Genomic DNA, 23,746 nt, shown 5'->3' with positions numbered 1-23,746 from the left:
TCGGGGACGGTAAATCCGGTGCCCGGCCGGGGCGGCGCGCGGCATGATCCGGGGCATGAGCGATACGGCGGAGCAGGGCGAGCAGAAGTCGGCGCAGGAGCGGTTGCGGGAGCGGCGCGCCGTCGTGTTCCGGAAATCCCCCCGGGTGCTGGAGCGCGGGGGTTTCCGGACCACGCTGGGGGAGCGTCTGGCGCGGCTGCGGGAGGCGGCGCCCGAGGTGTACGACCTGGACGAGTGGCCGGACATGTACGGCGACGGGGTCGTGGCCGCCCTGGAGAAGCGGGTCGCCGCACTCCTGGGCACCGAGGCCGCCGTGTTCTTCCCGACCGGCACGATGGCCCAGCAGGTGGCCCTGCGCTGCTGGGCGGGGCGCACCGGCAACCCGATCGTCGCCCTGCACGCGCAGGCGCATCCCGCGGTGCACGAGCGGAACGCGTTCAGCGAGGTCAGCGGGTTGCGTCCGGTCCAGGTGACCGGCGAACCCCGACTCCCCACGGCCGCGGAGATACGCGACTTCGAGGAGCCCTTCGGGGCGCTGATGCTGGAGCTGCCCCTCAGGGACGCCGGCTTCGTGCTGCCGACCTGGGAGGAGCTCACCGAGGTCGTCGCGGCGGCCCGGGAGCGCGACGCGGTGGTGCACTTCGACGGCGCGCGCCTTTGGGAGACCACCGTCCACTTCGGCCGCTCCCTGGAGGAGATCGCCGGGCTCGCCGACAGCGTCTACGTGTCGTTCTACAAGTCCCTCGACGGCTTCGGCGGCGCCGCGCTGGCCGGCCCGAGGACGCTGGTGGAGGAGGCGAGGACCTGGCGGCACCGGTACGGCGGCATGGTGTTCCAGCAGTTCCCCACGGCGCTGTCGGCGCTTGTCGGGCTGGAGCGGGAGCTGCCCCGGCTGCCGGAGTACGTGCGCCACGCGCGCGTGGTGGCCGCGGCGCTGCGCGAGGGGTTCGCGGAGGCAGGACTGCCCTGGGTGCGTGTCCATCCGGAGGAGCCGCACACGCACCAGTTCCAGGTGTGGCTGCCGTACGACCCCGACGTGGCGGCGGAGGCGGCGGTGCGGCAGGCCGAGGAGACGGGGACGCTGCTGTTCCCCGTCGGCTGGATGCGCGGCGGCCCGGGGCTGGGCTTCACCGAGATCACCGTCCGCGCCGCCGGCCTGGAGTGGACGCCGGCCGATGTGAAGGCGGCGGTCGCGGACTTCGTGGCCCGGCTGCCGGAAGGAACGTGACCGCAGGCGTGGGGCGGCGGTCTCAGTCGAACCGGATGTGCCGCAGCCCCACGCCCACCTGCCTCATCCGGGTCCGCAGCGCGCCCTCGTGGTTGGGGCGCAGGGTGAGGCCGGCCAGGGCGGCGATGCGGTCCGCCGTCCCGGGGACGGTGACGTGGTCCGTCCACAGGTGCTCGGCGAACTCCGGTTCGCGCAGCCGCTCCAGGCAGTGGTCGAGCTGGCTCACCGCCCAGGTCTCCCTGCCCAGCCCGGAGTTCTTCCCGCCGGCGAACTGAAGGAGATGCCCGAAACCGCCTTCCCGCAGCCGCTTCAGCACGGTCCCGCGTTCGGCGAGCAACGTGAAGTGCCGTACGTCATGGCCGAGTTCGCGCAGGCGGCCGACGGTCTCGGCGAAGTGGCCGGAGTCGGTGACCGTCATCGGGGCGATGATCACGCCGTCGTGCCCGGTGAGGGCGAGGTCGAGCACCTCGACGACGCCCTGCCGCCAGGCGGCCAGGTCCTGGAAGTTGCCGCGCAGGCCGGGCGGAAGCATGCGGTGCAGGCCGAATCCGGCGTGCTCGGGGTCGCAGATGACGCTGCCGGGCAGGCGGCGCCGTATCTCGTGCGCCGTCTGCGTCTTGCCGCCCCCGAAGGGGCCGTTGATCCACAGCAGCATGGGTCAGCCGTGCCCGCCCGCCCGTACGAGTCCCGTCTCGTAGGCCAGGACCACCACCTGCACCCGGTCCCGGAGGCCCAGTTTGGTCAGGATGCGGCCCACATGGGTCTTCACGGTCGCCTCGGACAGCACCAGCCGGGCGGCGATCTCGCCGTTCGACAGGCCCTGGGCGACCAGCACCATGACCTCGCGCTCGCGGTCGGTGAGCCGCTCCAGCTCCCTGTGCTGCGGCTCCTTGCCGGCGGAGGGCAGCATGGGCGCGAAGCGGTCCAGCAGCCGGCGGGTGGTGGACGGCGCCACGACGGCGTCGCCGCTGTGCACGGAGCGGATGGCGGTCAGCAGGTCGCCGGGCGGCACGTCCTTGAGCATGAAGCCGGAGGCACCCGCCTTGAGCCCGGAGAACGCGTACTCGTCGAGGTCGAAGGTGGTCAGGATCAGCACCTTCGGCGGGTCGGGCTCCAGACAGATACGGCGGGTGGTCTCCACGCCGTCCAGCTTCGGCATGCGTACGTCCATCAGGATCACGTCGACCGCGGTGGAGCGCAGCACCTGGAGGGCCTCGACGCCGTCGCCCGCCTCCGCGACGACCTCCATGTCCGGCTGGGCGGCGAGCACCATCCGGAACCCGGTGCGCAGCAGCACCTGGTCGTCGACGAGCATCACGCGGATCGTCATCGGGGGCCTCTTCCGTTCTTCAGCGGGAATCGTTCTTCAGCGGGAGTCGTTCGTCAGCAGGGGTCGTGGGGCGGGTGGGTCGTGCGCGGGCGTGACAGGTGTCAACGCGGGGCGTGCGTCGGCGTCAGTGCGCCGCTTTGAGGGGCAGCAGGACGCTGATACGGAAGCCTCCACCGGGGCGCGGGCCCGCGTCCAGGGTGCCGCCGACCATACCGACCCGCTCCCGCATGCCGATCAGGCCGTGCCCCTGGCCGTCGGCGCCGCCCTCCTCGTACAGCTCGTGCGGGGCGCCCTTGCCGTCGTCCTCGACGAGCAGGCCGAGCCCGTCGTCGAAGTAGACCAGCCGCACGCTGGCGCCCGCGTTGGGCCCGCCGTGCTTGCGGGTGTTGGTCAGCGCCTCCTGCACGATCCGGTACGCGGTGAGCTCGACGCCGCTGGGCAGCGGGCGCGGGGTGCCCTCCACCTTGAAGTCGACGGGCAGGCCGGAGGTGCGGCACTGCTCGACCAGGTCGTCGATCTGCTCGACGTCGGGCTGCGGGACGTACTCGCCGCTCTCCTGGTGCTCGCCGGTGCGCAGCACGCCCAGCAGGCGGCGCATCTCGGCGAGGGCCTGGCGGCCGGTGGAGGAGATCGTCTCCAGGGCCTTCTTCGCCTGGTCGGGCGCGGAGTCGAGGACGTAGGCGGCGCCGTCGGCCTGCACCACCATCACCGACACGTTGTGCGCGACCACGTCGTGCAACTCGCGCGCGATGCGGGCGCGTTCGGCGGCGACCGCGACCTTCGCCTGCGCCTCGCGCTCCTTCTCCAGGCGTGCGTTGCGCTCCTCCAGCTGCGCGAAGTAGGCGCGGCGGGTGCGCATGGAGTCGCCGAGCACCCAGGCGAGGGCGAACGGCACCGTCTGGAACACCACGACCGCGATGCGGGCCAGGCCGGTGGACTCGTCGACCGGCCAGCGGATCTGCGCCAGGGTCGCCGCGCACAGGCTGATGGCCAGGGCGAACCGGGAGGCCCAGCGGGCACCGGCCGTGGCGACCGTGTAGGTGATCACCAGCATGGCGAAGTCGGCGACGGTCGTCTCGACGTCCAGGATCAGCTGGGCGAGGCCCGTCGCGGCGGCCAGCAGCAGCATCGGCTCCGGGAAGCGGCGGCGCAGCGCGACGACCACGCACAGGACGGCGGAGACGGCCAGCCCGGCGGCGAGGGACATGTGGTGGTCCGGCGCCCCGTTGACGTTGGTCACGCTCACGCACGAGAGCCCGAACAGGGCGACGGCCCAGAAGGTGTCGACCCACGTCGGATGCCTGCGGAGGAAGTCATAGAGGCGCTGCACGTAACCCAGAGTAGGGAAGCGTGAAGTGTGCAGGGGTCAACCGGAGGGCCGATCCGTTCCCGACCGGCATACTCCGCAAGGTGGAGGACGTGATCGCCCGTGCGCCTAGTCTGTCCCGGTGAGGGATGAGAACTCCGGTGAGTGGCGGGGCTGGCGGGCGGCCACCGAGACGGCCCTGTACGGGCCCGGCGGCTTCTACCGGCGGCCCGAGGGGCCGGCCGGGCACTTCCGGACCTCCGTCCACGCTTCGCCGCTGTTCGCGCGGGCGGTGGCGCGGCTGCTGTGCCGGGTGGACGAGGCGCTGGGGCGGCCGGGGACGCTGGACTTCGTCGACCTGGGAGCCGGTCGGGGCGAGCTGGGCGCGGGCGTCCTGGCCGCGCTGCCGGGCGAGGTGGCCTCCCGCGCGCGCGGGTACGCCGTCGAGCTGGCCGACCGTCCGGCGGGGCTCGACGAGCGGATCGCCTGGCTGAGCGAACCGCCCCGGGGGATCCGCGGGCTGCTGTTCGCCAACGAGTGGCTGGACAACGTACCCGTGGACGTCGCGGAGGTTGACCCGGCGGGCGTGCCCCGGCGGGTGCTGGTGCGCGAGGACGGGCGCGAGCGGCTCGGGGAGCCGGTGTCGGGGGCCCAGGCCGAGTGGCTGGCGCGGTGGTGGCCGCTGCCGCCCGAGGAGGGGCTGCGGGCGGAGATCGGGCTGCCCAGGGACGCCGCGTGGGCGTTGGCCGTCGAGCGGGTCGAGCGGGGGCTGGCGGTCGCCGTGGACTACGCGCACACGGCGGCCACGCGTCCGCCGTTCGGGACGCTCACCGGTTTCCGGGAGGGGCGCGAGACAGCGCCCGTGCCGGACGGGTCGTGCGACATCACCGCGCATGTGGCCCTGGACGCGTGCGCGGCGCGCCCCACGGCGCGTGCACTCCCCGGCGCGCGCCTTCTCGTCCAGCGCGACGCCCTGCGTGCCCTGGGCCTCACGGGCGCACGCCCCCCGCTCGCGCTGGCGTCCACCGACCCGGCGGGCTACGTAAGCGCCCTCGCGAGCGCCGGTGAGGCAGCCGAGCTGACGGCACCGGGCGGCCTCGGGGACTTCGGGTGGCTGCTCCAGCCGATCGGGGTCACGGACGTGCTCGACCTGTTCGCGGACGTACCGGACCTATTTGTCGATGTCCCCGACCACGAAGAACATTGAGCCCAGGATCGCCACCATGTCCGCCACCAGCGTCCCCGGCAGCAGCTCGGTCAGCACCTGGATGTTGTTGTACGAGGCCGAGCGCAGCTTCAGCCGGTACGGGGTCTTCTCACCCTTGCTGACCAGGTAGTAGCCGTTGATGCCGAGCGGGTTCTCGGTCCACGCGTACGTGTGGCCCTCGGGCGCCTTCAGGACCTTCGGCAGCCGCTGGTTGACCGGGCCGGGCGGCAGCTGGGCGAGCCGGTCCAGGCAGGCGTCGGCCAGGTGCAGCGCGTTGTGGGTCTGCGCCAGGAGGCACTCGAAGCGGGCCAGGCAGTCGCCTTCCTGCCGGGTGACGACCTCCAGGACGTCCTGGAGCTCCCCGTACGCCAGGTACGGCTCGTCGCGGCGCAGGTCGAAGTCGACGCCCGAGGCGCGCGCGATGGGCCCGCTCACCCCGTAGCCGTGCACGGCCTCCGGCGAGAGCGTCCCCACGTCCCGGGTGCGCCCCCGGAAGATCTCGTTGCCGAGCACCAGGTCGTCGAAGACGTCCATGCGCGAGCGGACGGCGGCGACGGCGGCACGCGCGCGTGCGGCCCAGCCGGCCGGCAGGTCCTCCTTCAGGCCGCCGACGCGGTTGAACATGTAGTGCATGCGCCCGCCGGAGACCTCCTCCATGACGTTCTGGAGCACCTCGCGCTCGCGGAACGCGTAGAAGACCGGGGTGATGCCGCCCAGCTCCAGCGGATAGGAGCCCAGGAACATCAGGTGGTTCAGCACCCGGTTCAGCTCGGCCAGCAGTGTCCGCGTCCACACCGCGCGCGCGGGGACCTCCATGCCGAGCATCCGCTCGACGGCGAGGACCACGCCCAGTTCGTTGGAGAAGGCCGACAGCCAGTCGTGACGGTTGGCGAGCATGATGATCTGGCGGTAGTCGCGGGCCTCGAAGAGCTTCTCCGCGCCGCGGTGCATGTAGCCGATCACCGGTTCCGCGTGCACGATGCGCTCGCCGTCCAGCACCAGCTTCAGCCGCAGCACGCCGTGCGTGGACGGGTGCTGGGGGCCGATGTTCAGCACCATGTCGGTGCTCTCCGCGGCGCCGCCGATCCCGACCGTGGTCTCCGTCGCGGGGGTCGCGGGGGTCGCTGGGGTCATGGACGTCATGGACACAGTCTCCCCTACGTAGGCTGACCGTATGGAGACGGGGAGCGGAGAATCCGGCGCGGCGACGGCGGCCGAGCCGGTGTGGCGGGGGCTGCCCCCGGGGCTGCTGCGGATGCGGCGGCTGCTGCTGGTGCTGTGGCTGGGCGTGGTGGCGCTCGCCGTGGGGCTGCTGCTCGGGCTGCTCGCCGGGCCGGGGTGGGCCGCGTTCGCGCTGCTGCCGCTGGCCCTGACGGCGTGGGGCTGGGTGCTGCTCGGCCGCAACTGGCGGTCCTGGCGGTACGCCGAGCGCGCCGACGACCTGCTGATCAGCCGCGGTGTGCTGTGGCGCGAGGAGACCGTCGTACCGTACGGGCGGATGCAGCTGGTCGAGGTGACCTCCGGGCCGGTGGAACGGCACTTCGGGCTGGCGAGCGTGCAGCTGCACACGGCGGCCGCCGCGACCGACGCGGCCATCCCCGGCCTCGACCCCGCCGAGGCGGAACGGCTGCGCGACCGGCTCACCGAGCTGGGCGAGGCCCGATCGGCGGGGCTGTGACGGCACCGGAAGCCGCCGACGGCATACGACAGGTTCCGCCGGCCCCGCCCCTGGCCGAGCGGCGGCTGCACCCCGTGACGCCGTTCCGGCGGGCGTGGGCGCCGGTCGCCGTGCTCGCCGGGTGGGCCGCGCACGACCCGAACCAGGCGCAGGAGCAGCTGACGAGGCTGACCACGACCATGCTCCTGGCCGGGCTCGCCGTGCTGCTCCCGGCGGCCTCCCTCTACGGCTTCCTGTCCTGGTGGTTCACGCACTTCGCGGTGACCGACACCGAGCTGCGCATCCGCACGGGCCTGCTGTTCCGGCGCACCGCCCACATCCGGCTGGAGCGGATCCAGGCCGTCGACATCACCCAGCCGCTGCTCGCGCGCGTGGCCGGTGTCGCCAAGCTGCGGATCGATGTCGTAGGGGCCGACAAGAAGGACGAACTCGCCTTCCTCGGCGAGGGGGAGGCCCGGGCGCTGCGTGCCGAACTGCTCGCGCGCGCGGCCGGTTTCGCACCGGAGGCGGCGCGCGAGGTGGGTGAGGCGCCGGCCCGGGAGCTGATGCGCGTGCCCCCGCTCGGGCTCGCGGTCTCGTTGGTGCTGACGGCCGCCACGTGGGGCTCGCTGGGCGCCGCCCTCGTCGTCCCGCCCGTGCTGTGGCTGGCCACCCACAGCGTGTGGACGGTGCTCGCCACGGGGCTGCCGTTCCTCGGCGCGGCGGGCGCGCACACCGTGGGGCGGTTCGTCGGGGAGTACGACTGGACGGTGGCCGAGTCCCCGGACGGGCTGCGGATCGACCACGGGCTGCTGGACCGCACGCACGAGACGGTGCCGCCGGGGCGGGTGCAGACCGTACGGATCGTCGAGCCGCTGCTGTGGCGGCGGCGAGGGTGGGTGCGGGTGGAGCTGGACGTGGCGGGGTCGTCCAACTCCGTGCTGGTGCCGGTCGCTCCGCGCGCGGTCGCCGAGTCCGTCGTCGCGCGGGTGCTGCCCGGGGTGACGGTGCCCTCCGCGCCGGTACGGCCGCCCCGCCGGGCCGGGTGGTGCCTGCCGGTGTGGTGGCGGGGCCACGGCATCGCGGTCACGGACACCGTGTTCGCCGCCCGGCACGGGCTGCTGCGCCGCCGCCTCTGTCTGGTCCCGCACGCCAAGGTCCAGAGCGTCCGGCTCACCCAGGGGCCCTGGGCACGCCTGTGGCGCCTCGCCGACGTCCATGTGGACACCGGAGCCGGCAAGACGGTCACGGCCCGCCTGCGCGACGCGCACGAGGCCGCCGCGCTGCTCCACGCCCAGGCGGACCGCTCCCGCACGGGCCGCCGGGACGCGGGGCCGGAACGCTGGATGAGCTAGCCCGCACCAAATCGGCCCCCTGGGGATGGGAATGGGTAAGGGCGGCGGGGGCGAAGAACGCACCCCAACCGCCCTCGGCAAGGTTCAAGAGGCCGCGCTGCGCAGCCCCTGTATGTCGATCTGTTCCGTCTCGTCATGGGCCGTCAGGTCGATGACCTGACCGACAGAGCGGGCCCCCTCGTCGGCGGGCTTGAAGTGCGCCTCCGACTCGGCCTTGTGAAGGGCGAGGGCCTCCTGGCCGACCACATCGGCGAGGTCCTCGTTCTGCACGGCGTCCAGCGCGGTGGACGGCGCCTCCTTCTGCGTACCGAAGAAGTCGAAGCCACCCTCGACCGACGGGCGCCGCACGGGCGCGGCCGGCACGACGGCCACCGCGGTCGGCACCGTGAAGTGCCCCGTCGTGGTGCTGGTGGCGGCGGCCGCGTGCTCGTGCCCGTCGACCGCCTCGGGCTGCCCCGTGGCCTCGTCCTCCGAGGCGGATGCCGTCACGTCCTCGCCGACGCTCTCTCCTTTGGCGGCAACTTCGCCACCTTCGACGCTTTTTCCGGCTCCTTTGGCGACGACTTCGTCCTCCGCCGTCTCGTCACCGGTGCCGAACCGGGCCAGCGCCACCCTGGCCCGCAGGAACAGCTTTGAACCCTCTGGGGAGAAGACTCCAGAAGCCGCGGAAGCCACCGGTACATCCTCGGCGACCGCGGTCTCGACCTCGTCCTCCTCCGCCGCACGCGCCGGCGGAAGCGCGAGCGACGACGAAGGCGACGGCGCGGCCTCTATCTCCAGCAGCCGCCGTCCCTCCAGCGCGCTGGCCCGCTCGGTCTCCGCCGTGGCGTACCGCCGCAGCAGCGCGGCGTGCTCGTTGCGCAGGCCCGCCAGCTCCGCCCGCTTGGCCCGCAGCCGCTTCTCCAGCTTCCCGCGCACCTCGCGGGACTCCTCGAGGTCGGTCTCCAGTTCGGCGACCCGCTCCTCGAACCGCCACTCGTCACCCGCCCGCGCGCGCGTGAGGTCGGCTACCTCCTTGCCCGCATGGATGTCCCAGCGGCGCATGACGACCGCACCGACGACCGCCGTCGCCGCGGCGAGCGCGGCCAGGGTGCGGAGCATCGTCTGCTCCGAGAACACCCAGGGGCCCAGCGCGCAGACGACGGAGACGCCTGCGATCGCCGACGGAGGCAACAGCCTGTGCAGAGGTGGGGAATGGCGATGACGTCCACGTGGCATGGCCAGAAACTTACCGCGAGTAGGCGAACCTTGGCGCCCCGCCCCGCAAAAACACAGCCATAACGAAGTCTTCACATTTCAGCGGTCGCTGAGCCGGCCGCTCATCCACTGGAGTGTCGCCGGGATCTCCCGTCGCCAGGTATTGAAGTTGTGGCCGCCGCTGTCCAGGATGATCGAGGAGATCCGGGTCAGGTTCGTGGCCCGCACCTGATCTATGAATTTCAGCGTGGCCTTGTAGTTGGATTCGCCGATCTTGCTGCTGGTGACGAGCAGTGAGGTGTCGGGCGCGGCCTCATGCTTGAGGAACCACCGCAGATCGGAACGATTCCGCAGCTTCTTGTCGCCGTGGAAGAGGTCGCCGGTCGTGGGGTCGGTCGGCGCCTTGTAGTAGGGGGACAGGCCCGCCCCGGCCGCGTACACGCCCGGGTGGTGCATGGCGAGCTTCAGTGCGCAGTAACCACCCGTCGAGTCCCCGATGATTCCCCAGCTCCCGGGCTTCTTGCCCACCCTGTAGTGGGCCAGTACGGCGTCGGGCAGATCCTTGGCGAAGAACGTCTCCGTCTGCGGCCCGCCCGGAATGTCCACGCACTCCGTGTCGCGCGGCGGCGCCACCGTCGGCCGCAGCATGATCAGGATCATCGGCTGCATCCGCCCGTTCTTCGCCAGCTCCTGCGCCGTACGCGGGTAGCGCAGTTTGTCCACCAGCGCCTGCGCGGTGCCCGGATATCCGGTGAGGACGACGGACGCGGGGAACGTACGCGTGCGGTACTGCGGCTGGAAGTACTCCGGCGGCAGATACACGTACGCCGGTGTGGCGACATGGGTCGTACGGCCGACGATGTCCACCTTCTGGACCTGACCGGCCGTCTGCGGCTTTCTCCCGTCCACCCCCTGCACCAGCGCCGTGGTGCGCACCTGGAGCGGGCCGCCGCTGCCGCCGCCCGGCGCGTAGTCGACGACGACGCCCTGTGCGGTCTCCCGGCCGAACAGGTCCGCCCAGCTGGCGTAGAAGCCGAAGGCCTGGTTGGCGGCGATGCCGAAGGCGGCGAAGACCGCCACCTGGGTGGCGAGGAGCAGGCCGACCCGCCCGCTGACGGACCGCCAGCCGCGCTGGGCCAGCCGCGGCCACTGCCACACCGTGCCGGCGAACAGCAACACGGCGAGCACGATCACCATCAACAGCACTTTGTTGCTCGTGAGTCCCATGAGCTGTTCCTGCCTGCGCTTTCCGCCCACAGCTCGCCCACGCGATCGTCGCACTGGCTTGCCCCGGGCTTTCCTTGGGCTTTGAACCGGCTTTCCGGCGAGGAAGGAACCTTCTTCCCCGAGACACCGTCCTAGAGGGCGCAATGTCGCCGGATGCCCGAATGGGGCACCGGACTCAAGGTCTCTCGCAGAACTACGGGATGCGATGTCTGTCAGGATAGATGGGGAAATGTCGGGCCAGGTTCCGAGCCGATCAAGCCGAGCGCGGCGCATAGTCCGCGGTCCGCGTCCCGAGGCCGTCCCCGCACTGGTCGGCAGGGCCGGTGCGGTCGTGGGGCTCCTGGACATTGCCGCGGGCGTGTTCCCGCGCTTCCGTCACAGCCGTATGCACGCCATCGCGGAGGTGCTGCCGGGATCCTTCGGTCCCTTCGCCGCGGCCCTCTCGCTCAGCGCGGGCGTGCTGCTGCTGCTCCTCGCACACGGGCTCAAACGGCGCAAGCGCAGGGCCTGGCGGGCCGCGGTGGCACTGCTGCCGGCCGGCGCGGCGGCGCAGTTCGTGTACCGGCACTCCATCGTCGGAGCGCTGATCTCGCTGGCACTGCTCGTACCGCTGCTGCGCCACCGCCACGAGTTCGAGGCCCTGCCCGACCCCCGCAGCCGGTGGCGCGCGCTCGCCAACTTCGTCCTCATGGGCGCCGGTTCCCTCGTCCTCGGACTGGTCATCGTCAGCGTCCACCCGGACCGGATGGTCGGCGACCCGAGCCTGGCCGATCGGCTGACCCACGTCATCTACGGCCTGTTCGGCTTCGAGGGCCCGGTGGACTACCAGGGCAACACCTCCTGGACGGTCGCCTTCTCCCTCGGCGCCCTCGGCTGGATCACCGCCGCCACCACCATCTATCTGGCCTTCCGCCCCGAACACCCGGCCGCCCAGCTGACCGAGGACGACGAGGCCCGGCTGCGGACGCTGCTGGACAAGCACGGCGGCCGCGACTCCCTCGGCCACTTCGCCCTGCGCCGCGACAAGGCCGTCGTCTTCTCCCCCAGCGGCAAGGCGGCGGTGACCTACCGGGTCGTGTCCGGCGTGATGCTCGCCAGCGGTGACCCCATCGGCGACGTCGAGGCCTGGCCCGGCGCCATCGAGCGGTTCATGGACGAGGCCAAGGCCCACTCCTGGACCCCCGCGGTCATGGGCTGCTCGGAGACGGGCGGCGAGGTGTGGACCCGTGAGACCGGCCTGGACGCCCTCGAACTGGGCGACGAGGCGGTGGTGGACGTCGCGGATTTCTCACTCGCCGGACGCGCGATGCGCAACGTGCGACAGATGGTCAAGCGCATCGAGCGAGCCGGCTACGAAACCCGGGTACGGCGTATCCGTGACCTCGGCGAGGCCGAACTGGACCGTATCCGGCGCGCGGCTGAGGAGTGGCGCGGCACCGACACCGAACGCGGCTTCTCCATGGCGCTCGGCCGCATCGGCGACCCCTCGGACGGCGACTGCCTGATCGCCACCGCGCACAAGGCGGACGACGAGCCCGGCGAGTTCGGCGACCTCAAGGCGGTCCTCCACTTCGTGCCCTGGGGCACCGACGGTGCCTCCCTGGACCTGATGCGGCGCGACCGCGCGGCCGACCCCGGCATGAACGAGCTGCTGATCGTCGCCGCCCTCCAGGCCGCCCCGAAGCTCGGCATCACCCGCGTGTCGCTGAACTTCGCGATGTTCCGCTCGGCCCTCGCGCGCGGGGAGAAGATCGGCGCGGGCCCGGTGCTGCGGGCCTGGCGCGGACTGCTGGTGTTCCTCTCCCGCTGGTTCCAGATCGAGTCCCTGTACAAGTTCAACGCCAAGTTCCAGCCCCGCTGGGAGCCGCGCTTCGTGGTCTACCGGGCCTCCGGCGACCTGCCCCGCATCGGCTTCGCCGCCATGCAGGCGGAGGGCTTCGTCAACCTCGCCCTGCCGCTCCCGCGCTTCCTGCGCCGCCGCACCGCCGCCGCCCGCCCGTGCTCCCACGGGCTCGCGGAACACGAGGTCCGCGACGTGCGGGCGGCGTGACCCGACTGGCCCGGACGAAAAGCCCCACCCCCGGGGGCTTTTCGTCCGGGCCGCACGACCGCCGGGCGGGCGTCACGCGGCAGAGGCCACTTCCGTGGCAGGCCCTAGGCTGAACGTATGAGCAACCAGAGCGGGCGCGGCACAGTGGCGGGCCTTCCGGCATGGGACCGCTGCGCGGTCATGGGCGTCGTGAACGTGACCCCCGACTCCTTCTCCGACGGCGGCCGCTTCTTCGACACCACGGCCGCCGTCAAGCACGGGCTCGACCTGGTGGCCGAGGGCGCCGACCTGGTGGACGTCGGCGGCGAGTCCACCCGCCCCGGTGCCACCCGCGTCGACGAGGACGAGGAGCTGCGGCGCGTCGTCCCCGTCGTCCGCGGCCTCGCCTCCGAAGGCGTCGTCGTCTCCGTCGACACCATGCGCGCCTCGGTGGCCGCACAGGCCCTCGCCGCGGGCGCCGCACTCGTCAACGACGTCAGCGGCGGCCTCGCCGACCCCGCCATGATCCCGGTGGTGGCCGAGGCGGGCGCCCCCTTCGTCGTCATGCACTGGCGGGGCTTCCTCCAGGGCGGCAACGTCAAGGGCGTGTACGAGGACGTCGTCACCGAGGTCGTCGACGAGCTGCACGCGCGCGTGGAGGCCGTCCTGGCGGGCGGCATCGCCCCCGACCGGATCGTCGTCGACCCCGGCCTCGGCTTCTCCAAGGAGGCCGGGCACGACCTCACCCTCCTCGCCCACCTCGACCGGCTGCGCCCCCTGGGCCACCCCCTGCTGGTCGCCGCCTCCCGCAAGCGTTTCCTCGGCCACGTCCTCGCCGGCCCCGAGGGCGCCCCTCCCCCCGCCCGGGAACGCGACGCCGCCACCGCCGCCGTCTCCGCCCTCGCCGCCCGGGCCGGCGCCTGGGCGGTCCGGGTCCACGAGGTACGCGCCACGGCCGACGCGGTCCGGGTGGCGCGGGCGGTGGAGGGGGCGCGGTGAGCGCTCCCCACACCGACGTCGAGCAGGTCGAGCTCGCCAACACCGCCTTCTACGAGGCCATGGAACGCGGCGACTTCGAAGAGCTGTCCGCGCTCTGGCTCTCCCCGTCCGACCTGGGCGTCGACGAGACGTACCACGACCCGGCGGACGCCGGCGTGATCTCCTGCGTGCACCCCGGCTGGCCGGTGCTCTCCGGCCGCGGCGAGGTCCTCAGGTCGTACGCGCTGATCATGGCGAATACTGACTACATTCAGTTCTTCCTCACCGACGTGCATGTCTCCGTCACCGGCGACACCGCCCTCGTGACCTGCACGGAGAACATTCTCAGCGGAGGACCCGCGCCGGAGGGCGGCGAGGAGCTGGGCCCCCTCGTCGGCCAGCTCGTCGTCGCCACCAACGTCTTCCGCCGCACGTCCGCCGGCTGGAAACTCTGGTCCCACCACGCCTCCCCCGTTCTGGCCGAGAACGACGAGGACGAGGACGACGACACACCCGCCTGAGCGGGTAGGCGGCCCGCAGGGGCCAAGAAGTGGTTGGAATCACGAACTCACGGGTAGGTGCGGCTACCAGCCCGTGATCCGCCGGGTTCCGCAGGGGAAACACGCGATGAACCCTCCCGGCCCCATCGCCGCCCCACGCCCCCGCAGCCCGGCTCTGTCCGTGTCCACGGGTAGATTCGTCCGAGGCCGGTGTGCCGCCCGCGCACGGAAGGGAACGGCCGGGGTCCGGGGTGCCCCCGGAGATGTACAAGTCCGACGACTGCAGGAGTGATTCGCGTGGATCGTGTCGCGCTGCGCGGCCTGAAGGCCCGCGGGCACCACGGTGTGTTCCCGGAGGAACGCGAGAAGGGCCAGACCTTCGTCGTGGACCTCGTGCTGGGCCTGGACACCCGGCCGGCCGCCGCCGACGACGACCTCGCGAAGACCGTGCACTACGGCATCGTGGCCGAGGAGGTCGTGGCCGTCGTCGAGGGCGAGCCGGTGAACCTCATCGAAACGCTCGCGGAGCGCATCGCCCACGCCTGTCTGAAGCACGAAGGCGTCCAGGAGGTCGAGGTCCGCGTCCACAAGCCGGACGCACCGATCACGGTCCCCTTCGACGACGTGACCGTCACCATCACCCGGAGCCGAGTATGAGCGCATTCTTCACGCAGGGTCCCACCGACCCGACCGTACAGCCGGTGCCCGCCTCCGTCGTGGCGCAGGTCGACGCCGCCGACACCACCCTGCAGAACCCGAAACGGGCCGTGCTCTCCCTCGGCTCCAACCTCGGCAACCGCCTGGAGATCCTCCAGGGCGCCATCGACGCCTTCGAGGACACCCCCGGCGTCCGCATCAAGGCGGTCTCCCCCGTGTACGAGACGGAGCCGTGGGGCGTGGAGCCCGGCAGCCAGCCGTCGTACTACAACGCGGTCGTGGTCCTGAAGACCACCCTCCCCCCGTCCTCCCTGCTGGAGCGCGCACACGCCGTCGAGGAGGCCTTCAACCGGGTACGGGACGAGCGCTGGGGGCCGCGCACCCTCGACGTCGACATCGTCGCGTACGACGGCGTCACCTCCGACGACCCGTACCTCACCCTGCCCCACCCGCGCGCCCACGAGCGCGCCTTCGTCCTGGCGCCCTGGCACGACGTGGACCCCGACGCCCAGCTGCCCGGCCGCGGCACGGTCGCCGACCTCCTCGGCGTCGTCACCCGTGACGGTGTGGAAGCCCGGGGGGACCTGGAACTCCGACTGCCCGAGTAGTCGTTAAGGTCATGACGACCTGGACACCGGCACGCAGGAGCTGAAGGGACACCGTGAGAGAGCTGCGCATCAGGGTGCTGGCCGGCGTTTTCGTCGTGGCCGGCGTCCTGTCCTGGGCGGGCGCCCGCCTGTGGAATTCGATCGGCACCCTGCCCAGCGTCCCGCTGGCCGCGCCCATCGTCCTCGCCTTGATCGCCGTGGTCCTGCTGTCCACGGCGTTCTCGTTGCGCGCCCGCCTCAAGGCCCAGCGCGAACGCCGCCCCGAGGCCAAGGGCGTCGACCCCATGATGGCCGCCCGCGCGGTCGTCTTCGGCCAGTCCAGCGCGCTGGTCGCCGCCCTCGTCGCCGGCATGTACGGCGGGACGGGCGTCTTCCTCCTGGAACTCCTCGACATCCCGGCCCGCCGCGACCAGGCCTTCTACGCCGGCTTCTCGGTCCTGGCGGGCATCGCCGTCATAGCGGCCGCCCTGTTCCTGGAACGGGTCTGCAAACTCCCCGAGGACGACGACGAGAACCACCCGGGCGCGGAACCGGCGGCCTGACCTGGCGGTCTACCGCGCCATGATCAGGCTCATCGCCTCATTGCGCGTGGCCGAGTCACGGAGCTGACCGCGCACCGCCGAGGTGATGGTCTTCGCTCCGGGCTTGCGGACACCCCTCATCGACATGCACATGTGCTCGCACTCGACGACGACGATCACGCCCCGGGGCTCCAGGATCTCCATGAGAGAGTCGGCGATCTGCGTGGTGAGCCGTTCCTGCACCTGCGGGCGGCGGGCATAGACGTCCACGAGCCGGGCCAGCTTGGACAGGCCCGTGATCTTGCCGTCGGTGGACGGGATGTACCCGACATGGGCGACTCCGACGAACGGCACGAGGTGGTGTTCACAGCTGCTCAGGACCTCGATGTCCTTCACGAGCACCATCTCGTCGTGCCCGAGGTCGAACGTCGTGGTCAGCACGTCCTCGGGCTTCTGCCACAGCCCCGCGAAGATCTCCTTGTAGGCCCGCGCCACCCGCGCAGGGGTCTCCTTCAGGCCCTCACGGTCCGGGTCCTCGCCGACCGCGATCAGGAGTTCGCGGATGGCGTTCTCGGCGCGCTTCTCGTCGAACTCGCCGATCGTGCCCTCGCCGTCCAGCGTCACGGGGTCGGTCATGGTGAAGCCTCGTTCCTTCGTCACTCAGCGGCGGGCATGTGAAACGCCGCGCCCCCCAGGCTAGAACCTGGGGGGCGCGGCTCACATTCCGGGCCGGTCGAGCTCCGGGAACCGGCTCAGCTCTCCGGACGGTCCTCCGGCGACGGCTCGGTCGCCGGGGCGGGCTCCGCCGCCGTGGACTTCGCCGTGCTGATCGCCGGGGTCGCGCCGTTGGCACCGTTGGTCAGTGCGAGCTCCTTGGGGGAGAGCACCGGCGGGCGGGTGGACGGCGTACGACGGGAGGAGCCGGTCCACGCGGGCCGCGCGGGCCGCTTGTGGATCGCCGCGAAGATCTCGGCGATCTCCTCCTTGCCCAGGGTCTCCTTCTCCAGCAGCTGGAGCACCAGGTTGTCGAGGACGTCGCGGTTCTCGACCAGGATCTCCCAGGCCTCGTTGTGCGCGTTCTCGATGAGCTTCTTGACTTCCTCGTCCACCAGCGCGGCGACCTCTTCCGAGTAGTCGCGCTGGTGAGCCATCTCACGGCCGAGGAACGGCTCGGTGTTGTCGCCGCCGAACTTGATGGCACCCAGGCGCTCGGTCATGCCGTACTGGGTGACCATCGCGCGGGCGGTGGCGGTGGCCTTCTCGATGTCGTTCGCCGCGCCCGTGGTCGGGTCGTGGAAGACGAGCTCCTCGGCCGCGCGGCCGCCCAGCATGTACGCCAGCTGGTCCAGCATCTCGTTGCGCGTGGTCGAGTACTTGTCCTCGTCCGGGAGCACCATCGTGTAGCCGAGGGCCCGGCCTCTGGACAGGATCGTGATCTTGTGGACCGGATCGGAGTTCGGGGATGCCGCCGCGACCAGGGCGTGACCGCCCTCGTGGTACGCGGTGATCTTCTTCTCCTTGTCCGACATGATCCGGGTCCGCTTCTGCGGGCCCGCGACCACACGGTCGATCGCCTCGTCCAGCATCTTGTTGTCGATGAGCTTCTGGTCGCTGCGGGCCGTGAGCAGGGCCGCCTCGTTCAGCACGTTCGACAGGTCGGCGCCGGTGAAGCCCGGTGTACGGCGGGCGACCGCGGACAGGTCGACGTCCGGGGCGACCGGCTTGCCCTTCTGGTGGACCTTGAGGATCTCCAGACGGCCCTGCATGTCCGGGCGGTCGACCGCGATCTGGCGGTCGAAGCGGCCGGGGCGCAGGAGGGCCGGGTCGAGGATGTCGGGCCGGTTCGTGGCGGCGATGAGGATCACACCGCCCTTGACGTCGAAGCCGTCCATCTCGACGAGCAGCTGGTTCAGCGTCTGCTCGCGCTCGTCGTGACCGCCGCCCAGGCCGGCGCCGCGGTGGCGGCCGACCGCGTCGATCTCGTCGACGAAGACGATCGCCGGGGCGTTCGCCTTGGCCTGCTCGAACAGGTCACGGACTCGCGAGGCACCGACACCGACGAACATCTCGACGAAGTCGGAACCGGAGATCGAGTAGAAGGGCACGCCCGCCTCGCCCGCGACGGCGCGCGCGAGCAGGGTCTTGCCGGTGCCGGGCGGGCCGTACAGCAGCACGCCCTTGGGGATCTTGGCGCCGACGGCCTGGAACTTGGCCGGCTCCTGGAGGAACTCCTTGATCTCCTGGAGCTCCTCGACGGCCTCGTCCGCGCCCGCGACGTCGGTGAACGTCGTCTTCGGGGTGTCCTTGGTGATGAGCTTCGCCTTGGACTTGCCGAAGTTCATGACCCGGGAGCCGCCGCCCTGCATCTGATTCATCAGGAACAGGAAGACGACCACGATGAGGACGAAGGGGAGCAGGGAGAGCAGGACGCCGAGGAACGGGTTCTGCTTGGACGGCGACACCGTGTAGCCGTCCGGAATCTGCTTGTCCTGGTACTTGGTCTGCAGCGTGCTGGCGATGGCCACGCCCTGGTCGCCGATGTAGCTCGCCTGGATCTTCGAGCTGCCGTCGACCTTCACGCCGTCCTTGAGCGTGACCTTGACGGTCTGCTCGTCACCGGTGGTGAGCTTGGCCGACTCGACCTTGTTGTCATTGATCGCCGCCACGACCTGGCCGGTGTCCACCGTCTTGTAGCCGCCGGACGAGCCGACGACCTGCATCAACACGACCACGGCAAGGACGGCCAGCACGATCCACATGACCGGCCCACGGAAGTATCGCTTCACGTCCATCCATACGGAGCGGTGCCGCCCCGTCCCTCCTGCCATAGTGAGTTTGATAAGACAGTTCTTCTGACGGTACCCCAGCTTGGTTGCCCGAAGCCGCCTGAAGGTGCTCGGACGGTTCGCTGTCCCGTCTCTGCATGCTCCAACGGTAAGAAACCCGCTGGGGTTCCCGATCGTCTTACGTGCTTGGGCCCATTCAGGCTCAGCCGCCGTAGACGTGAGGGGCGAGCGTACCGACGAACGGGAGATTGCGGTACTTCTCGGCATAGTCGAGGCCGTAGCCGACGACGAACTCGTTGGGGATGTCGAAGCCGACCCACTCCACCTCGATGGCCACCTTGGCGGCGTCCGGCTTGCGCAGCAGCGTGCACACCTTGAGCGACTCGGGCTCGCGCGAGCCCAGGTTGGACAGCAGCCAGGACAGCGTCAGGCCGGAGTCGATGATGTCCTCGACGATCAGGACGTGCTTGCCCTTGATGTCGGTGTCGAGGTCCTTGAGGATCCGCACGACCCCGGAGGACTGGGTGCCCGCGCCGTACGACGACACGGCCATCCAGTCCATCGTGACGGGGGTGGACAGCGCCCGGGCGAGGTCCGCCATGACCATCACGGCGCCCTTGAGCACGCCGACGATCAGCAGGTCCTTGCCCTCGTACTCAGCGTCGATCTTCGCGGCCAGCTCGGTCAGCTTGGCGTCGATCTCTTCCTTGGTGATGAGCACCTGCTTGAGGTCGGCACCCATGTCTTTCGCGTCCACCCGCATCACTTTCGGTCGTCCCGCACTTACGGCCGCCGGCTGCCCGGGACCGCCGGAGGGTTGCTCCGGGAGGTACGGGATTCAGCCTTGCCGAATCACCAGTCTGCCACCCTGCCGCTGGGCGACGACTCTGCCCGGGAGATTGATGGCTCCCTGACCTCGCCAGCCGGTGATCAGCCGGTCGACTTCCTCGATGTGGCGGGCGAACAGCGAACCGGCCGGGGCGCCGGCCTCGATGGCGGCGCGGCGCAGGATGCGGCGGCGCACGGCGGGCGGGAGGGCGTACAGCTTGGCGCACTCCAGCAGACCTGCGGCGTCGCGGACGGAGGGCTCGGCCTGGCGGGCCCAGGCGTCAAGGGCGTCGGCGTCGTCACGGGAGAGCTGGGCGGTGCGGGCGAGGGCCTCGACGACGCCCTTGCCGAGCGCCTTCTCCAGGGCGGGCAGACCCTCGTGGCGGAGCCGGGAGCGGGTGTAGGCGGGATCCGCGTTGTGAGGATCGTCCCAGACGGGGAGGGACTGGACCATGCACGCCTTGCGGGCGGTCTGCCGGTCGAGCTGGAGGAAGGGGCGCCGGTAACGGCCGCCGGCCCCCGAGACCGCGGCCATTCCGGACAGGGAGCGGATGCCGGAGCCGCGGGCGAGGCCGAGCAGGACGGTTTCGGCCTGGTCGTCGCGGGTGTGTCCGAGCAGGACCGCGGTGGCGCCGTGGCGTTCGGCGGCCGCGTCGAGGGCGGCGTAGCGGGCGTCCCGGGCGGCGGCCTCGGGCCCGCCCTCGCGGCCGACGGTCACGGCGGCGGACTCCACCGGGTCCAGGCCGAGCTCGCGCAGCCTGAGGGTGACCTCTTCGGCACGCAGGTCGGAGCCGGGCTGCAGGCCGTGGTCGACGGTGACGCCGCCGGCGCGGATGCCGAGCTTGTGGGCTTCGAAGGCCAGGGCGGAGGCGAGGGCCATGGAGTCGGCGCCGCCGGAGCAGGCGACGAGCACGAGCGGGGCGGGGGGCCGCTCGGCGGTGTCGTCCGGGGCTGGGCCGGAACTCTCGTGGAGGTGGTCGTCGGGGACGTCGTTGAGGATGTCGTGGAGGACGCGGCGGACCGCCAGGCGTATCGCCGCGACCGCAGGATGGGGACCCATGTCCGGTTCCCTTCATGAAGTTTTCGGGGGGTGAGCCCGAGATCGGTCACTCAGAGTGTGTAAATGGTGACAGAAGCGGGCCGTTCCCCGAGCATTGCACGCTTACCCATGCCTCACGGTCCCTCGGACGGGTGATTGGAGGGGCGTTCGCCTGCCGTCGGCCGGATTCGGTTCACGACTTCCCGGTGGTGTTCACGACTCGGCCTTGCGGTGCACCCGCGCGACCCAGTCCGCCGGTTTGGCGATCTCCGCCTTGGTGGGCAGGGTGTTGGGGGAGGTCCACACCCGGTTGAAGCCGTCCATGCCGACCTGGTCGACGACGGCCCGTACGAAGCGTTCGCCGTCCCGGTACTGCTTGAGCTTGGCGTCGAGGCCGAGCAGCTTGCGCAGGGCCATGTCGAGACGGGAGGCGCCCTTGGCGCGGCGCTGCTGGAACTTCTCGCGGATCTCCGCGACGGTCGGTACGACCTGGGGGCCGACGCCGTCCATCACGAAGTCGGCGTGGCCCTCCAGGAGCGACATCACGGCGGTGAGGCGGCCGAGGATCTCGCGCTGTGCCGGGGTCTGCACCAGCTCCACGAAGGACCGGCCGCCGTCGTCCTCCTCGGCTTCGGGACGGCCCCCGGCGAGCGACTGGGCGGCCTCCCGGACGCGTTCCAGGACGGTCATCGGGTCGACGTCCGTCTCGGACAGGAAAGACTGGATCTCGCCCTCGAGGTGGTCGCGCAGCCAGGGCACGGCGGTGAACTGGGTGCGGTGCGTCTCCTCGTGCAGGCAGACCCACAGGCGGAAGTCATGGGGCTCCACGTCGAGTTCGCGCTCCACGTGGACGATGTTCGGCGCGACCAGCAGCAGCCGGCCGCCGCCGTTCGCGCCGGCCGGGAGGTCGCGGGTGGTGGGCGCGAAGGTCTCGTACTGGCCGAGGACGCGGGAGGCCAGGAAGGACAGCAGCATGCCGAGTTCGACGCCGGTCACCTTGCCGCCGACGGCGCCGAGCACCGCGCCGCCGGGGGTGTCGCCGCGCCGCTCCTGCATCTTGTCCAGCAGCGGTTTGAGGATCTCCCGGAACCCGGCGACGTTCGCCTGGACCCAGCCGGGCCGGTCGACGACCAGGACGGGGGTGTCGTGGGCCTCCTCGGTCTCCATACGAGTGAAGCCCCGGACGTGTCCTTCCGAGGCTTTGGCGTGGCGGCGCAGCTCCGCGACGACGGCCCGGGCCTCGTCGCGGCTGACCTCCGGTCCCGGCCGTACGAGCCGGGTCGCGGTCGCCACCGCGAGGTTCCAGTCGACCATCCCTGAAGAGGCACCGATGCTCGTCATGTGTCAACCGTACGTGAGCGGTGCCGCTTGGGGCAGGGCGTACGGGGCCGGCGGGGCCTCGGGGGGCTGTCGGGGGCGGTGTTGGCGCGAGCCAGGGTCGGCACGGCGCACTTCCGTGAGCAGGGGCCGGAGTACGCCCGCGAGGCGCCTGGCGCGGCCGGGACGAGTGGAAACCGCGGCCGGTGGGAGGAGGACGGCCAAGGCCGGGCGGGCGCGTCCGGCTGGGCGGACGGGCGCGGTCGGCCGGCGGACGGGCGCGGGCAGACGGGCGGCCACGGTGGTCACCGGGCGCAGCCGCAGCCCGCCAGTGCCGTCGCCGTGCGGTCCAGGGCTTTCTGGGCCTCGTCCGGGGCTGTGGTGTCGGAGGCCAGGAAGGCGAAGGCCAGGAGGCGGCCGTCGCGGTCGACCACCGTGCCGGCGAGGGTGTTGACGCCGGTCAGCGTGCCGGTCTTGGCGCGGACGACGCCGGCCGCGCCGTTGGTGTAGCGGCCGGCCAGGGTGCCGGTGAAGCCCGCGACGGGGAGGCCGGTGAGGACGGGGCGGAGTTCGGGGTGGGAGGGGGTTCCGGCCTTGACGAGCAGGGCGGTCAGCAGGTCCGCCGTCATCCTGTCGTCGCGGTTCAGGCCGCTGCCGTCGTGGAAGTCCGCTCCGGTGACCGGCAGGCCGAGTCTGCTCAGCCGGGCGCCGATCGCGGTGGCGCCGCCGTCGAAGCTCGGGCGCTTGCCGGTCGCGAGGGCGGTCTGACGGGCCAGGGCCTCGGCGATGTCGTTGTCGCTGTTGGTCAGCATGCGTTCGACCAGGGCGGACAGCGGCGGCGAGGAGACGGTGGCCAGGGTGGTCGCACGGCTGGTGGCCTTGGAGGGGCCGGGGGACGTCGTCCTGATCCCGTCGTCGGCCAGGAACCCGGCGAACGCGGCCGCCGCGGTCTTCGCCGGGTCGGTCACGCGGGTCACCGGACCGCGGGTGGAGCCGTCGGTGCGGCCTTCGTCGGCCATCAGGGCGCTGACGGGGGCGAGGTTGTCGTTCACGCCGATGGGGTGCAGCCCGGAGCCCGCGTACAGGGTGGCGTCGTACGAGAGGGTGACCTTGTGGACGCCCCGTTTCTTCAGCGCGGCAGCCGTGTCCCGGGCCAGCGTGCGCAGGCTCGCCCAGCCTTCCGCGTCCTTGTGTGCGGTGAGGGTCGGGTCGCCGCCGCCGACCAGGACGAGCTCCCCGGTGTCCGGCAGCAGCGCGGCGCGGGTGGTCAGGCGGTGGTCGGCGCCCAGGGCGGACAGCGCGGCGACGGCGGTGGCGATCTTGGTGGTGGAGGCGGGGGTCATGGCCTTGTCCGCGTCGGCGCCGTACAGGCGCGTGCCGGTGGCCACGTCGACGACCGACGCCGTGTGGACCCTGCCGAGGTCCGCGGAGTCCAGGAGAGGGCCCAGGAGGTCCTTGACGGCCTTTTCGGCGGGCGCGGACCTCACGGTCGTCGCGGTGCCGCCGAGGCCGGTCAGGACGGACGCGGCGCTCGGGGCGGGGCGGGGGCCCTCCGCCCGCGTGCCCGGGCCGTCGTCGTGATCTGTGCCACCTGCCCGCTCCTGGGCGGTCGCCCGCTCCCGCTCGGCCGTACGCTGACCGTCGGCGTCCCAGGGACCCGCGGCGGTCACCACACCGGCGGCCAGTGCCAGTCCGGCGGTGGCGGCGCCCGCGGTGTACCCCCAGGTCCTCAGGGCCGTCGGCCGGGAGATCGCCGGGAACCGCGTCAGGGACGTGGGCGGCGTGATCCGTGCCAGCCGTGGTCCCACGGCCCGCGTCACCCGCGCGACCCGCGGTTTCGCGGCCGTCACGGCCCGTGCCAGACGCGGTCGTACGGCCTCCGCGATCCGCACCACGTGCGGTCTCGCGGCACGCCAAGGCCTCAGTTCTGGCACGACCAACAGCCCCTTTCGCGATCACACACCTGCGTGAGGGAC

General features: G+C 71.8%; 22 protein-coding genes. 10 read left to right on the top strand and 12 right to left on the bottom strand.

Features of this window, described 5'->3' with window-relative positions:
• Positions 1–55 precede the first annotated feature (55 nt).
• On the top strand, positions 56–1,228 hold the full coding sequence (locus ACH45E_RS11115; protein WP_361446031.1) for a beta-eliminating lyase-related protein: 1,173 nt from the start codon (positions 56–58) through the stop codon (positions 1,226–1,228).
• A gap of 22 nt (positions 1,229–1,250) precedes the next feature.
• On the opposite strand, the gene ACH45E_RS11110 is transcribed toward ACH45E_RS11115, so the two are convergent.
• The 3 genes from ACH45E_RS11110 to ACH45E_RS11100 form a co-directional block, all read right to left on the bottom strand.
• On the bottom strand, positions 1,251–1,883 hold the full coding sequence (locus tag ACH45E_RS11110) for an ATP-binding protein (protein ID WP_361446033.1): 633 nt from the start codon (positions 1,881–1,883) through the stop codon (positions 1,251–1,253).
• 3 nt (positions 1,884–1,886) lie between these two features.
• Positions 1,887–2,558: a response regulator transcription factor gene (locus ACH45E_RS11105; protein ID WP_361446035.1), complete on the bottom strand. Its 672-nt coding sequence runs from the start codon at positions 2,556–2,558 to the stop codon at positions 1,887–1,889.
• A 124-nt stretch (positions 2,559–2,682) separates the two neighbouring features.
• Positions 2,683–3,888, bottom strand: a complete 1,206-nt coding sequence (locus tag ACH45E_RS11100) for a sensor histidine kinase (RefSeq protein ID WP_361446037.1) — start codon at positions 3,886–3,888, stop codon at positions 2,683–2,685.
• A 118-nt stretch (positions 3,889–4,006) separates the two neighbouring features.
• Between ACH45E_RS11100 and ACH45E_RS11095 the strand changes: the two genes are divergently transcribed.
• Positions 4,007–5,071, top strand: coding sequence for an SAM-dependent methyltransferase (locus tag ACH45E_RS11095; RefSeq protein ID WP_361446039.1), 1,065 nt, complete (start codon positions 4,007–4,009; stop codon positions 5,069–5,071).
• Here ACH45E_RS11095 and ACH45E_RS11090 read toward each other — a convergent pair.
• On the bottom strand, positions 5,036–6,205 hold the full coding sequence (locus tag ACH45E_RS11090; RefSeq protein ID WP_361446417.1) for an NADH-quinone oxidoreductase subunit D: 1,170 nt from the start codon (positions 6,203–6,205) through the stop codon (positions 5,036–5,038). The two genes, ACH45E_RS11095 and ACH45E_RS11090, sit on opposite strands and share 36 nt — an antisense overlap.
• A 40-nt stretch (positions 6,206–6,245) precedes the next feature.
• Here ACH45E_RS11090 and ACH45E_RS11085 point away from each other — a divergent pair, with 40 nt between their 5' ends.
• Together ACH45E_RS11085 and ACH45E_RS11080 are read left to right on the top strand one after the other, a co-directional pair.
• On the top strand, positions 6,246–6,749 hold the full coding sequence (locus ACH45E_RS11085; RefSeq protein ID WP_361446041.1) for a PH domain-containing protein: 504 nt from the start codon (positions 6,246–6,248) through the stop codon (positions 6,747–6,749).
• Positions 6,746–8,083, top strand: coding sequence for a PH domain-containing protein (locus ACH45E_RS11080; RefSeq protein WP_361446043.1), 1,338 nt, complete (start codon positions 6,746–6,748; stop codon positions 8,081–8,083). Before ACH45E_RS11085 ends, ACH45E_RS11080 begins: the two co-directional genes overlap by 4 nt.
• A gap of 84 nt (positions 8,084–8,167) precedes the next feature.
• Here ACH45E_RS11080 and ACH45E_RS11075 read toward each other — a convergent pair whose 3' ends face one another.
• Together ACH45E_RS11075 and ACH45E_RS11070 are read right to left on the bottom strand one after the other, a co-directional pair.
• Positions 8,168–9,301: a hypothetical protein gene (locus ACH45E_RS11075; RefSeq protein ID WP_361446044.1), complete on the bottom strand. Its 1,134-nt coding sequence runs from the start codon at positions 9,299–9,301 to the stop codon at positions 8,168–8,170.
• Positions 9,302–9,379: 78 nt separating this feature from the next.
• A complete protein-coding gene (locus ACH45E_RS11070; protein ID WP_361446045.1) occupies positions 9,380–10,507 on the bottom strand; it encodes an alpha/beta hydrolase-fold protein in 1,128 nt (375 codons plus the stop codon).
• 229 nt (positions 10,508–10,736) lie between these two features.
• Here ACH45E_RS11070 and ACH45E_RS11065 point away from each other — a divergent pair, with 229 nt between their 5' ends.
• From ACH45E_RS11065 to ACH45E_RS11040, 6 genes are all read left to right on the top strand, one after another.
• Positions 10,737–12,557, top strand: a complete 1,821-nt coding sequence (locus ACH45E_RS11065) for a phosphatidylglycerol lysyltransferase domain-containing protein (RefSeq protein ID WP_361446047.1) — start codon at positions 10,737–10,739, stop codon at positions 12,555–12,557.
• Positions 12,558–12,674: 117 nt separating this feature from the next.
• Positions 12,675–13,535, top strand: a complete 861-nt coding sequence (gene folP / locus ACH45E_RS11060) for a dihydropteroate synthase (protein WP_361446049.1) — start codon at positions 12,675–12,677, stop codon at positions 13,533–13,535.
• Positions 13,532–14,035 (top strand): nuclear transport factor 2 family protein, encoded by a 504-nt coding sequence (locus tag ACH45E_RS11055; RefSeq protein WP_361446051.1) that lies wholly within the window; start codon positions 13,532–13,534, stop codon positions 14,033–14,035. Before folP ends, ACH45E_RS11055 begins: the two co-directional genes overlap by 4 nt.
• Before the next feature lie 276 nt (positions 14,036–14,311).
• The gene (gene folB / locus ACH45E_RS11050) at positions 14,312–14,671 is read left to right on the top strand and encodes a dihydroneopterin aldolase (RefSeq protein ID WP_361446053.1); all 360 of its coding nucleotides are present in this window, start codon (positions 14,312–14,314) and stop codon (positions 14,669–14,671) included.
• Positions 14,668–15,279, top strand: coding sequence for a 2-amino-4-hydroxy-6-hydroxymethyldihydropteridine diphosphokinase (gene folK, locus ACH45E_RS11045; RefSeq protein WP_361446055.1), 612 nt, complete (start codon positions 14,668–14,670; stop codon positions 15,277–15,279). The genes folB and folK overlap by 4 nt, the downstream gene beginning before the upstream one ends.
• Before the next feature lie 53 nt (positions 15,280–15,332).
• Positions 15,333–15,821: a DUF3180 domain-containing protein gene (locus tag ACH45E_RS11040; protein ID WP_361446057.1), complete on the top strand. Its 489-nt coding sequence runs from the start codon at positions 15,333–15,335 to the stop codon at positions 15,819–15,821.
• A 9-nt stretch (positions 15,822–15,830) separates the two neighbouring features.
• Here ACH45E_RS11040 and folE read toward each other — a convergent pair whose 3' ends face one another.
• The 6 genes from folE to dacB form a co-directional block, all read right to left on the bottom strand.
• Positions 15,831–16,436 carry a GTP cyclohydrolase I FolE gene (gene folE / locus ACH45E_RS11035; RefSeq protein WP_361446059.1) on the bottom strand — a complete coding sequence of 202 codons (606 nt, stop codon included), beginning with the start codon at positions 16,434–16,436 and terminating at the stop codon, positions 15,831–15,833.
• Positions 16,437–16,552: 116 nt separating this feature from the next.
• Positions 16,553–18,592: an ATP-dependent zinc metalloprotease FtsH gene (gene ftsH / locus ACH45E_RS11030; RefSeq protein WP_361446419.1), complete on the bottom strand. Its 2,040-nt coding sequence runs from the start codon at positions 18,590–18,592 to the stop codon at positions 16,553–16,555.
• A 196-nt stretch (positions 18,593–18,788) separates the two neighbouring features.
• Positions 18,789–19,349 (bottom strand): hypoxanthine phosphoribosyltransferase, encoded by a 561-nt coding sequence (hpt, locus tag ACH45E_RS11025; protein ID WP_361446061.1) that lies wholly within the window; start codon positions 19,347–19,349, stop codon positions 18,789–18,791.
• Positions 19,350–19,424: 75 nt separating this feature from the next.
• Positions 19,425–20,474, bottom strand: coding sequence for a tRNA lysidine(34) synthetase TilS (gene tilS / locus ACH45E_RS11020; RefSeq protein WP_361446063.1), 1,050 nt, complete (start codon positions 20,472–20,474; stop codon positions 19,425–19,427).
• A gap of 192 nt (positions 20,475–20,666) precedes the next feature.
• Complete coding sequence (locus ACH45E_RS11015) at positions 20,667–21,794, bottom strand: zinc-dependent metalloprotease (protein WP_361446065.1); 1,128 nt, start codon at positions 21,792–21,794, stop codon at positions 20,667–20,669.
• A gap of 281 nt (positions 21,795–22,075) precedes the next feature.
• A complete protein-coding gene (gene dacB, locus ACH45E_RS11010) occupies positions 22,076–23,710 on the bottom strand; it encodes a D-alanyl-D-alanine carboxypeptidase/D-alanyl-D-alanine-endopeptidase (RefSeq protein WP_361446067.1) in 1,635 nt (544 codons plus the stop codon).
• Positions 23,711–23,746 lie beyond the last annotated feature (36 nt).

Source organism: Streptomyces sp. NPDC020299, assembly GCF_044387825.1.
GTDB lineage: Bacteria > Actinomycetota > Actinomycetes > Streptomycetales > Streptomycetaceae > Streptomyces.
The sequence above is the reverse complement of the archived record's forward strand: the minus strand, read 5'-3'. Positions and strand labels throughout refer to the sequence as shown.